We start from the raw sequence: 11,116 nt of genomic DNA on the forward strand, positions 1-11,116 counted from the left end.
CCGCAATGCCCGGGTGGCAGAGAACATCGTGACAACCGACCACGACGACGCGTCGGAGACGTCGGCGGACCTCGAGCCCGAATGGCTGGCCAGGCTCCTCACGCTCGCCCCGGAATTCGCCGAGGCAGACCGGGACCTCCTGGCTTACTGGGACGAGCCGCCCTGCCGCGACCCTACCTGGGAACCGCTCGACGAGGACACCGCGCAACGTCGTCGCCGTCCGGGCCTGCCTCCCCGCACCCGGCTGTCCCAGCGGGTTGCCACGATCGCCCACACGATCGTGCGGACGTGGGACCAGTTCGACGAGGACATCCGCCATCGGACGTTCGACTGCGTCGAGCACGTCCTCTGCACGGCGAAAGAGACCGGCGACGAGGAATCTCGCTTCCAGATGAAAATGTTCCTGCTCGACAACGTGCAGAACATGGCCGGAGCTGAGCGCGAGGACATGCTCCGCGAGATGTGGCCTTACCTGGGACCCGAGTCGAAGAAGGACTGCCTCGAACTGGACCGGGCACAAGGGATCGGGAAGGTGCCGGAGTGGAAACTGCGGTCACCGCAGCCCCAGCGCACTGCGATGGGAATGAAGGCAACGATGTCCGCGGAACACTGCCGGACGCCCGGCACATCAGCGGGATCCGATTCGTCAGCCAAGTCCGCCGGAAGCCGAGGCGTCGGACGTCGCTGCGGAAAGCGCGGCATGTGACCGCATCTGGGACCCAATTCGGGGACGATGAGGATCGGAGTCTCCGAGAATGCTGACGGCGCGTCAGCATGGAAACAACGGGAGCCGTCCGCAATCGTAGCGCCTCGTTGTGGCTGCGCTCGACGTCCTGGTCGAGCGAGACATTCGACGGCAGAAGCGGAGTTTCAGACACGATCCCGGATCCCCGTGTCGAGGTGGCCGTCAGCCTCTGGTCCCAGGCCGACCCGTGAATGCTGAACGCATCTCGGAATACCTTCTCCACCCGCTCCTTATGGTTGGATGATTGCGTGAGTTTGGGCGACTACCGGCGTGCTGCACCCGACGGCCGGCGATACCGGAGCTTCGGGGTCCGGGATCCACTGAACATTCCCTGCGACACTGAGGTATGGGGGACGGCCGGGATGTGTTGTCAAAACGGTGATGGGCACTTCGAGCCGATGAACGAGGGCGTCCATTCCGGAGAGCTGCTAGCCGAGGTCCTGGACGACGTGGCCAGGGTGGTCGGGGCGGAGGTCACTCGTCTCGATCGCCTGCCCGGCGGCGTTAACGCGGGTGCCATGCGGGTTCAGTTGGCCGGAAGGGCAAATGCGGTTCTCAAAGCAGTGCCCCGGGCGCATCCTGGCCACCTCGATGAGATGTTGCGAGCCCGCAGAGTGGTCGAGCACATGCGCGGGCGTGGCTATCCGACTCCGGCCTGGCTCGGAGTGGGGGCCACCGCCACTCAGGTATGGCATTTGACGGACTTCGTTGACGCGGCTCCCGCTCCGGAGCTGACCTCGTCCCTCGTTGAACAGTCGATGGAGATCATCGAAATCCAGGCCGGCCAAGCCGCTGAGCCCTACGACCACTGGTCGTTCGCCTGGCGGGTCGCCACCGGTCGGGAATCGGCTGTTGCCGGGCTGGATTTCCCCGAGACGCCGGAGCAGTCCCTTCTGCGCCGGTCCGCGGCGAAGCTCTCGGGGTATTCCTCGGCGGTGTCGGCTTTGGTCGAACGCGTGCGGCTCGTGTGTGCCGACATCGCACCACCGGAAGCGGCGCCTGATATGGTTCATGCCGATTTCAACCCCAGTAACGTCCTGGTCGGTGACGGAGTGGTGGTGGCGGTCGTGGATATCGCGAACGCGGGTAGCGGCACGCGGGCGACTGATCTCATGACCCTCCAGTGGCACACCTTTGAGGATCCGCTGGACGACGCCCGCAGGAAGCTGTGGAAGAGAATCCTCTCCGTGGTCGGCTGGGAGGGCGCCGCGGTGCTGGCGGCGACACAGATCCTCATGCAGCTTGAGTGGCCCATCCGTCTTGGGCGCCACGATATCGTCCCGGGGGTGGTTGAGCGCGGCCATCGCGCTTTCGACGAGTTGAGCGCGCTTCGTTAAGTGTCGCCCAGCGGAGATGACGCGGGAAACGGGTCGTTGCTGTCGTTGGCACTCGCGACGGAAGCGCTGACGACTCCTGTTCGATTTCCAGGGGATTGCAGCGCCCGTTCTGGCCATTGTTTAACGCTCGTCTCAACTCCGAAGGGAGGCGTCAGCCGCGCGAGAAATGGAGGTATTTCTGTCAGGGGAGGCGATCTCATTCGTTGCCTGAACTCCGAGGTGATGGTGGCGGTGCTGGATGCTAATCCTGATGTGTCGGTTACGAGGATCGGAACTAGTGAATCGATATTGGTAAGCGGGGACACTTGATGAACAAAGTCCAACGGCCTCTGCTGAACTGCCGATCTAATGCTGACGGACGGCTCGCGCGAGCGCTTCCGTGCGATTTGGGGCTCGGCGGTCGGCTGCCGGGGCCGTCGCGGTTCGCTGCGCCGGTGGCAGTTCGGGCGGTAGGGCCGTCCTCTCGACGTGTCGATTCGTCGGTCGAGGCGTGCGGGGAATGCCTGTGGTGGCTTGGGTTGGCGGTCGGTCCTTGGAGCCGCGCCCGGTGTGGCGGGCAGGTTGCTGCCGCGTGCGTGTTCTCGACGCATGGCTGCGGGGTACGGGCAGAGCGGCCGCCGCGAGTTCGGTGCGAACGGGATCACGGCCGCGGAACTTACGCATTGATGGTCACCTCGGTAAACGCGCTGGAATTGCAGCAAGTGTGGGGCCGCCCGCCGCGGACCGGCGTGGTCAGGGCGCGTGCCTTCCGGGAGCCGGATGCGCTTCAGGTCCGGCCCCCTGGCGAACCATGGTGTGAAAGCAAGTCCGCCGATCTTTCGCCAGGACCTGTGCGTTCCCGCGCGGCAGCAGGTGACCAGTCGTCTTGCCGCAGATGAGTCCTGTCCGCTGATCGGGGTACCTCTCGCTCCGCAAGAGTCCTCCGGACGCCGGTAGTTCGCTCCGCCCCCGATTTCACCGGATCGAGATCGGGCTTTGTGCGGTGGTGAACGGAACTTTCGAGCTGGGCCTGTTCTGGTGGCGGGATGGGTTTCGCGAGACGGTCGGTCGGCGGTGAGGAGCGGGTGGCGGTGTGGGTGCGGCATCGGTTCACGTTGGGCGAGGCGGTGGAGGCGGTGCTGGATTCGCACGCGGCTGCCCATGGCGGCACGTTAAGCGTCGCTGTCGGGGAGTTGTCGGTGCTGGGTGTCCGGGTGGATTTGAAGCGCGCCGGGCGCGGACGGCAGTCTGCCGGAACGCGTGTGCCGCCGGTTGACCCGGACTGTGTCGTTCGGCGTTGTCAGGTCGCGCGGGTACGGGGTCAGCTGGTTCGGCTGGGGATGTTCCCGGCCACGGCGGGCAGCCGGGGCGATTGCGCGGCGCAGGAAGTTGTCGTGGAGCATCAGTTCACCTTCGCCGAGGCGGTGGCGGCGGTGATGGGGGTGAAGTCGATGGTGCGGCCGGCGCCTGGCCGCCGGATTGTGCCGCTGACCGCGGGGGAGGTCCGCAGTGCGTTGTGGTGGTCTGCCGAGCACGGTCCCGACAGGGTGCTGCTGGAACGGTGGCGGGCGGAGCCGGAGGACGGGCCGTTGAACCGGCTGGCGGGCTGGGTTCGCGGCGAACTGACGCGGCTGCGGGTGTTCACCGGTCCGCCTGCTGAGCGCGGGTGATCGTCCGCGCTTAGGCTCCCTGCTCGGGGGACGGCATGCGGAGCGGAGGGTGCGTGGAGCGGGGAACAGGGGGCGGGCGGAAGCCGTCCTTTCTGAACCGGTTGCCGGAACGGGACAAGACGCGGTTGACCGCCTTGGGCAGCCGGCAGGGGCTGCGGCCGCGGGCACCGGTCCTGGCGGTGGGCAAGCCGGGCGTCGACGTGGTCGTGCTGGAGAAGGGGCACGTGAAGGTGACCTCGACCGATCACGAGGCGCGGCAGGTCATTCTGGATGTCGGCGGCCCGGGCGACATTTACGGCGAGGCCGCCGTGATGACCCGGCTGCCGCGCATGGCCGACGTGGTCGCGCTGGACGAGGTGGTGCTGCGGCGGATCGACGCGGAGACGTTCCGCCGGTTCCTGCACGAGAATCCGGAAACCATGTACCAGATCAGTGTCCTGCAGAGCGAGCGGCTGTGGAACGCGCAGCGGGAACGCACCAACACCCGTACGCCGGACATGGCCGTGCAGATCGCGCGGCGCCTGCTGTACCTGGTGGACGTCTGTGCGAGCGAGCGGGACGGGGGATGGTCGGTGGACGCGCCGCTGACCCAGGAGGAGCAGGCGGCGTTCATCCCCGTCTCCCGCGGCACCCTCGCGAAAGCGCTGAAGCAGTTGCGGAGCGAGAACGTGATCGCGACGGGGCGGCGATCGCTGACCGTGATCGACCTCCCCCGGTTGCAGTCCCTCGCTGAGATGACCTAGATCACCCGTCCGGGAGCGATTGGTGGTCGGTTCTGTGCACCGGTGAACAGAACTTGATGCCGGGTAGTCGTGACACTCCTGCCTGTTACCAATTGATGACAGCGCAGGGGGAGAACACCGATGAGCGCGTTCACGTCGAGTCACTACGCCGCGCGCACCCGGGCGGTCATCGTGGTCGACATCGTCGGGTCGTCGCGGGCCAGCGACGACCTGCTCGACCCGATGAAATCCGAGATGGAGTCCTTGCTCGCGCAGGCGCTGGCCACGGCGGGACTGTCCTGGGACGAGGCCGGGCATCCGCGGGAGACCGGCGACGGGGCGATGCTCGCCTTTCCCGATCACGAGGCCGGACGGCTGGTGGAGGTCGTGTTCCACCTCGACCACCTGCTGCGGTCGCGCAACCGCTACCACCGGTTCCCGATGCGGGCGCGGGTCGCGGTGCACCTGGGGCCGATGGCGGACGACCGGCGGTACCACCGCACGTACATCACCTTGACCCGGTTGCTCAATTCGGCCGCGTTCGGCGAGGTCGTGCGGCACTGGTGCCACGCCGATCCGGCCGGCGAGCGGTTCGGGGCCGCGCTGGTGATGTCCGAGGCGATCTGGCGGGCGGTGGTCGAACCGTTCACCGTCGGACTGGTCCCGCCCGCCCGCTGCGCCCCGATCCACGTCAGCACCGCTGATTTCACCGGCGACGCCTGGATCCACCTGCCCGGCCTCGACACCTCCGGCACCGTCATCAGCCTGCAGGACCCTCCTGCCGCGACGCCCCTTCCGCCGCTCCCGCCGCAGGGACTCCGGCTCACGCTCCTGAGCCCTGGCGACGCCGCCGGCCCCGGCAGGCCGAGCAGCAACGGCCGCGCCGACAACGGGCTGGCCCACGGTGCCTAGTTTCGGCTCCGGCGCTCGCCCTGTCTTCGGCTACAGCACCAGCAGCGCGATCGCGCGCACCCGGGCCAGACTGCGCGGCAGACACGTCGCCGTCGTCGCTCACCGGGCGGCCACCGCCGGGCTGAGCGTCAACTCCGGCGAACGCTTCTATCTCATCGACCGGCGACTGCAGACCGACAGTTTCCGGATCGCTTTGCCCGCCAGAAGAACAGAACGGCGCTGGCTGACAGTAAAAGCCGATTGGTGGATCCATGATCCGTACCTGCTCCTGTCCACCGCGCCCAGCGACGCACACCAGCAGCTGCACCACGACGTCACGCGGACGGTCGGCGCGCTCGCGCGCACCAGCCCGAGCCCGGAACTGCTCGCTGTCCGTCGCCACGTCGAAGAACTCCTTCGCGGCACGACCACCCACACCTCAGCCGGATGCGCCTGGAAACTCACCGCGATCCGCGCCAGCGCTGCTCCTGCCGGAAAATCCTGGCGAGCCGACGTCGACACGTGGCTGCACCGCCATCTGCGCGAGCTGCCCGACGAGGATCCGCCGCGACAGCATGCGGAGTGACCGACGGCGCGCGTCTCTCGCCGGTCGGTTTCCCCGCGGAGTTCGGCTGGACGAGTGCGCCTGGCGTGCTGTCGCCGCCGGAAAACGCCGCTCGCGGCGAGCCAGGCGTAGAACGGCAGGTCGGCGACCGGACCGAACTGGAGGTACGCGCCGGTGCTTTTCTTCGTGAGCCAGCGGAAGCAGGCCTTGCGGTCGTGCGGCTGGCCGGATTTCGGCGGGTTGGCCGAGACTGGCCAGCCGGTCGCGCCGAACGCGGCCACCGAGCGGAAATAGGTGTCGGTGGTGCGGTTTTCCTGGACCAGGACGACGACGTGGTCGATCGGGCCGGTGGCGGCCATGGCGATCTGTGCGGTGCTCCGGCTCGGCTGAATGATCGCCTGCCGCGGCCATCGGAAGACCCGATGGGAGCAACCGGATTTCCTTGCGCTGCCCGGGATGCGGCGGGGTTGCGCGGAAGGATCGGTTCGCGGCGGGCGTCTGGGCTGGCCGGGTCAGTGCTCGGCGGCGACCGCGTAGCGGCGCAGCTGCTCCTGGCCGGGACCCGGCGACGGCGGCTGCTGCCCGCCGTGCCGTATCGCATTCGATGCCACAGCCGTCGTTTCCCGATCACGCCCTCGACCCTGAACGGGCCTCAGCAATGCGATCAGGAAGTGGCTCGCGGCCGCCGTCCCCGCACCGACGACTGGTGTCCAGCGAACCGAACTTTATCCGCACGGCCGCCCGCGGGCCACGACCGAGTGCGGGAACGCCCGCTGCTCGCCGGCGGAGCGCGGTCACGCCGGGTGGATCGCTTCCGGGCGGTGCACCGCGGTCTTCCCGGACTTGCCGCTCCTGACCAGGTACTGCGGATCGTCCGGAGCCGCTTTGACCTCGCGTCCGCCCGCCGCCGTGTCGCTGGTGAGCTTCCGCTCGGCCACGCCGGTGGGGCTCTCGCCGCCCGCGTCCCACTTCACCTGGTCGCCCTTGCGGAATTCCTTCGTCATACCACCGGGTTGCCCTTTTCCCGGATGATTACCCGTCCGGTCACCCGTCTAAGGCGAGCCGGCGGAGCAACGACGACAGGCCTTCGGGGGCGCGGCCGGCCAGCCGGGCGCTGGTGTGCACGACGGTGCCCGGGTCCGTGCCGACCCGGTATCCGGCTTCCCTGAGCCGCCGCCACAGCGAGTGGTCCTCGCCGGTGGACACTGGGCCGAACCCGCCGACGGCGGCGTACGCGTCGGCTCGGACGGCGAGGTTGGCGCCGTAGACGTTCTCCTTCGTGTTCACGATCTCGCGGTACCGCGCCGCCGCGCCCGGGCCGCCCGGCACCGTGCCGGCGAGGTGCGCCGGGCCGGTCGTGGCATGCCAGCCGTGCCGGGCGCGGGCGAGGTGCCGGGCCGCCCAGCGCGGGTCCACTTCGGTGTCGGCATCGGTGTTGAGCAGCAGTACTTCCCGCGCGGAAAGCCGGGAGAGGGCCGTGCTGCAGCCCAGATCGCGGATCTCGCCGATGGTGCGCGGCGCGTTCGTCGCCACGACCTCGGCCAGCGACCGGGCGCGGGCGGCGGTGTCGTCGGTGCAGCGGTCGGCGACCACGACCACGACGCGTTCCATCGAAACCGGCAGCCGCAGCAGCGACCGCCGGACGGCGTGCAGGCACTGGGACACCGACGAGGCCTCGTCGCGCGCGGGCACGACGACTCCGACGGCGGCGATCATCGCCGCCTCAGCACATCCAGGCGGAACTGCTCGTCGACGTGGGTGACCAGCGTTTCCAGCGCGGGGTGCCCGGCGAGCCGCTCGTGGACGGCGGTGCCGTCGTGCGGTGCCTCGGGCGCCCACGGCAGCCAGTGCACGGCCACCAGGTCACCGCCGGGTCGCAGCGCGGCGACGGACGCTTCGATCGTCTTCCCGAGGTCCGCTTCGCCGAGGTAGTAGAGCAATTCGCTGTACACGAACAGATCCACCGGCCCGGACGGCAACGCGTGCGGAACGAGACCCTCGTGGACCTCCGCTCCCGGCACCGCCGCCCGCGCCCGCTCCGCTGCTTCCGGGACCGGGTCGAACGCGATCAGCCGATCGCACCGTCCGGTCAGTTCCCGGGTGAGCACCCCGGTCCCGCAGCCCGGTTCCACGACGGTGCCGTAGCGCTCGCGCGGCAACGACCCCAGCAGCAGCGACCGTTTCCGCCGCTCGTACCAGCTGGTCTCGACCTGCCACGGGTCCGTGTCGTCCTGGTACAGCGCGGCGAACCGCTCGACCGGGGCCGAGGTTTCGGGCGGCTGCCGGAAGAACGTCTCGACCGGACGGTCGAAGTGCGCCAGGACCTCGCGGGGGAGGATGGGGTCTTCGCCGCGAGGTCCTGGCCGCAGCTGCGTGGCGAACTCGCCGACGGCCGCCGCTTTCGCGGCGCGCTCGGCGGAGGTCAGCCGGTAGGAACACGCCTGCTGCCACGGGATGTCCGGTGCGTCCGGCGCCCGCCAGTGCCACATCCAGATCGGATACGACCAGCGGTGCGCGGAAGCAGGCGCCGCGGCCAGCGCCGCTCGTCCGGCGGCCTGGTGGTCCGGATGCGGGTCGCCGGGCCACGGCAGCAGGCACAGATCGCGGCCCGCGGCGTGCTCGCGGAGAACGCCGGTCAGCTCCCCGGTGTGTGCGGTGAGCCCGGAATCGGGCAGGCCCAGCCAGATCGGCTCGACGTCGAGTCCTTGCGCGGCAAGGGAACGTTCCAGCTCTCCGCGTCGCGCACGGCCAAGCTCGGCGCGTTCGGCGGCACCGGAATCAGGGAAAGCGGCTTCGCCGTCGGTGGCGACGACCAGCGTCACCTCGGTGCCCGCCGCGTGCAGATGCTGGAGGAGCCCGCTCGCGCCGAGCGTTTCGTCGTCGGGGTGTGCGGCCACGACCAGCGCCCGCCGGAACCCCTGCTCCGGCCAGTCGGGGAAAGCGCGCGTCCACTCGTCCTCGGGCACGAACGGCCTCATGCGCGTCCCTCCGCGAGCACGGCGCGGCCCAGCGCCGCCAAGTCCCGTTCGCCGTGATGCTGGCGGATGAACACCTGCAGATCCGCCACCTGCTGCGCGAACCGCCGGTCCCGGCACAGCGGCCCGGGCCCGGTGATGCGGGGTGCCAGGTCGACCACCTCGCGTGCGGTCCGTTCGACGCTCGCGCGGCACGTGTCGTTCTGCGACCCGGGGTCCGCAGCCCGTTCGATCGCGCTCGCGGTCGCGGTGAGCAGTTCCTCCGAACCTCGCAGCGCGACGTGCAGCGCGCCGAGGTGTGCGAGCTGGTGCTCGTCCGCCTTGCCGCGCAGGCTCACGCACACGCTGTCGACCACCCCCGCCGCCCCGCCCAGCCATACCGCCGCGACGCCGGTCCCGCCGAGCACGAACCCGCGCCTCGCGACGTACCAGCCGGGCGGCCCGACTTCACGCAGCACCGGGACGTCCTCGAACACCACGTCGCCGCTGTCGGAGGCGTCCATGCCGAGCGATTGCCACGCGCCGGGATGCCGCCGGACGCCGCGCGCGGACAGGTCGACCTCCACGAGCTGGTCACCGGCCGCGACGAGAGCGCGGTCCAGCGTCGTGAGCCCGGAACAGAACCGGGTGACGCCCGACAACCGTCCATTGTGGAGTTCGGAGCCGGTGCCGCTGGATTTCGACGCCCACACGCCGTACAGCGCCAGAGGTTCCGCCGCGAGACCCGCTTCGGCGAGGATCGCGATCGCGTCGGTGTGGCCCTCGGCGAGCCGGCCGAGAGCGAGGTCGCGGCGGCCGAACCCGGCGAGCGCGCGCCACCGTTGCCGCAGCGCCCCACGTCCCGGCACTGGCAGGTCCAGCGCGCCGTTCGGGAGCATCCTCCGCAGTTCCTCGTCCAGCGTTTCCGGAGTGCGGGGGAGCGGGAGCGGCTTGGGCGGAGCATCCTCCAGCAAGGTCATCGTGCGTCCTCCGGGTGACGGTGCTCGCGAATCACGGCGCTGCCTCGTTCGTAGTCTTCGTCGGCCTCGTGAGTGAGCACGCCCACCACGACCCCGTCGCGCTCGTACCACACGGTGAGCGCGCCGCTGTCGCGCGAAACGGGCCGCGTGCGGTCGTATCCGTCGCCCCACGCGGCGTATTTGAGCGTCCGATCGCCTATCTCCGACCAGAACCCCGGCACGGCGTCCCACGCCGCGTCAGTGCCCGCGGCCGTGCGGCCGGCGACTTCTCCCATGGCCAGCCCCTCTCCCCAGTGTTCGACGGGCAATGCCCGTCCGGCAGCCGCGTTGTGCGCGAGCGCCACGTCGCCCGCCGCGTAGATCCCCGGACGGCTGGTGCGCATGTGTTCGTCGGTTCGGATCCGGCCTTGCCCGAGCGCCAGTCCGGCCTTTTCCGCCAGCTCGACGCGCGGGCGGACGCCAGTGGCCAGAAGCACCAGGTCGGTGTCGAGTTCCTCGCCGGTGTCGGTGCGCAGATGCCGTCCGTCGGCGATGGCCGCCAGGCTGGTTTCGCGCAGCAGCTGGATGTTCTCCGCGTCGAGCCAGTTCGCGATCAGCTCGCCCGCGTCCTCGCCGAGACGTTGCCGCTGCGGCACGGTCTCCGGGCACAGCACCGTGACGCGCAACCCGAGCCGGGACAGGGAAACCGCCGCCTCACAGCCGATGAACCCGGCGCCGACGACGATCGCCTCCTCCGCGTCCGTCGCCGCGTCGCGGAGTTCGGAGGAACTGCGCCGCGATCGGAGCGTCCGCACGGTTTCATGCTCCGTGCCGGGCACATCCGGCCGCACGGGTTCGGCACCGGTGGCGAGTACGCACTGCGTGAACGGGCGGCGAAGGCCTGCCGCCGTGCGCACTTCGCCGTCGCCGAGTTCCACGACCGGATCCCCGAGTACGAGCCCGATGTCGAGGTCGCGGCAGACCTCGTTGTCCGCGAGAGAGATCTGGTCCAGCGTCGTCTCCCCGCGCAGGAAGTCCTTCGACAGCGGAGGCCGTTCGTAGGGCAGGTCGGGGTCGGCGCTGAGGAGCCGGACTTCGCCGGTCCCGCCGGCTTCGCGGTAAGAACGGGCGGCCGAAACCCCGGCCGGCCCGCTGCCGATCACGACGAGCTGCTCTGTGCTCATACGCGCCGGTTACCCGTTTCAGGCGCGAGAACACCCCGGAAGCACCAGAAGATCGACGCTGGAGCACGTGCGCGGTGCGGCCGGCCGTCCTCGGTCGTGGTTCGGATCGT

At 69.7% G+C, this 11,116-nt stretch carries 12 protein-coding genes; 6 read left to right on the top strand and 6 right to left on the bottom strand.

Annotation, left to right across the window (positions count from 1 at the left end):
- Nucleotides 1–13 precede the first annotated feature (13 nt).
- Together BM362_RS14785 and BM362_RS14790 are read left to right on the top strand one after the other, a co-directional pair.
- Nucleotides 14–706: a hypothetical protein gene (locus BM362_RS14785; RefSeq protein ID WP_143132421.1), complete on the top strand. Its 693-nt coding sequence runs from the start codon at nt 14–16 to the stop codon at nt 704–706.
- A 437-nt stretch (nt 707–1,143) separates the two neighbouring features.
- Nucleotides 1,144–2,082, top strand: coding sequence for a phosphotransferase (locus BM362_RS14790; protein ID WP_093573501.1), 939 nt, complete (start codon nt 1,144–1,146; stop codon nt 2,080–2,082).
- A 1,151-nt stretch (nt 2,083–3,233) separates the two neighbouring features.
- On the opposite strand, the gene BM362_RS47405 is transcribed toward BM362_RS14790, so the two are convergent.
- Entirely contained in the window at nt 3,234–3,464 is a 231-nt protein-coding gene (locus BM362_RS47405; protein ID WP_167545310.1) for a hypothetical protein, read from the bottom strand.
- Between BM362_RS47405 and BM362_RS14795 the strand changes: the two genes are divergently transcribed.
- From BM362_RS14795 to BM362_RS47410, 4 genes are all read left to right on the top strand, one after another.
- Nucleotides 3,456–3,731 (top strand): hypothetical protein, encoded by a 276-nt coding sequence (locus tag BM362_RS14795; protein ID WP_232791788.1) that lies wholly within the window; start codon nt 3,456–3,458, stop codon nt 3,729–3,731. The genes BM362_RS47405 and BM362_RS14795 overlap by 9 nt on opposite strands.
- A 53-nt stretch (nt 3,732–3,784) precedes the next feature.
- Nucleotides 3,785–4,474 carry a Crp/Fnr family transcriptional regulator gene (locus BM362_RS14800; protein WP_161269368.1) on the top strand — a complete coding sequence of 230 codons (690 nt, stop codon included), beginning with the start codon at nt 3,785–3,787 and terminating at the stop codon, nt 4,472–4,474.
- A 120-nt stretch (nt 4,475–4,594) separates the two neighbouring features.
- A complete protein-coding gene (locus tag BM362_RS14805) occupies nt 4,595–5,365 on the top strand; it encodes a hypothetical protein (RefSeq protein WP_093573502.1) in 771 nt (256 codons plus the stop codon).
- Nucleotides 5,358–5,930, top strand: a complete 573-nt coding sequence (locus BM362_RS47410; RefSeq protein ID WP_167545315.1) for a hypothetical protein — start codon at nt 5,358–5,360, stop codon at nt 5,928–5,930. The genes BM362_RS14805 and BM362_RS47410 overlap by 8 nt, the downstream gene beginning before the upstream one ends.
- 773 nt (nt 5,931–6,703) lie before the next feature.
- Here the strand turns inward: BM362_RS47410 and BM362_RS14815 are convergent.
- From BM362_RS14815 to BM362_RS14835, 5 genes are read right to left on the bottom strand one after another with little or no spacing between them, the layout of a single operon-like run.
- On the bottom strand, nt 6,704–6,913 hold the full coding sequence (locus tag BM362_RS14815) for a hypervirulence associated TUDOR domain-containing protein (protein ID WP_093573503.1): 210 nt from the start codon (nt 6,911–6,913) through the stop codon (nt 6,704–6,706).
- A 40-nt stretch (nt 6,914–6,953) separates the two neighbouring features.
- Nucleotides 6,954–7,625, bottom strand: coding sequence for a glycosyltransferase family 2 protein (locus BM362_RS14820; protein WP_067595422.1), 672 nt, complete (start codon nt 7,623–7,625; stop codon nt 6,954–6,956).
- Nucleotides 7,622–8,887, bottom strand: coding sequence for a bifunctional PIG-L family deacetylase/class I SAM-dependent methyltransferase (locus tag BM362_RS14825; protein WP_093573504.1), 1,266 nt, complete (start codon nt 8,885–8,887; stop codon nt 7,622–7,624). Before BM362_RS14825 ends, BM362_RS14820 begins: the two co-directional genes overlap by 4 nt.
- Nucleotides 8,884–9,843, bottom strand: a complete 960-nt coding sequence (locus BM362_RS14830; RefSeq protein ID WP_093573505.1) for an acyl-CoA dehydrogenase family protein — start codon at nt 9,841–9,843, stop codon at nt 8,884–8,886. The genes BM362_RS14825 and BM362_RS14830 overlap by 4 nt, the downstream gene beginning before the upstream one ends.
- Complete coding sequence (locus tag BM362_RS14835) at nt 9,840–11,006, bottom strand: NAD(P)/FAD-dependent oxidoreductase (protein ID WP_093573506.1); 1,167 nt, start codon at nt 11,004–11,006, stop codon at nt 9,840–9,842. Before BM362_RS14835 ends, BM362_RS14830 begins: the two co-directional genes overlap by 4 nt.
- Nucleotides 11,007–11,116: the final 110 nt, after the last annotated feature.

It is taken from the genome of Amycolatopsis rubida, from assembly GCF_900115345.1.
Taxonomy (GTDB): domain Bacteria; phylum Actinomycetota; class Actinomycetes; order Mycobacteriales; family Pseudonocardiaceae; genus Amycolatopsis; species Amycolatopsis rubida.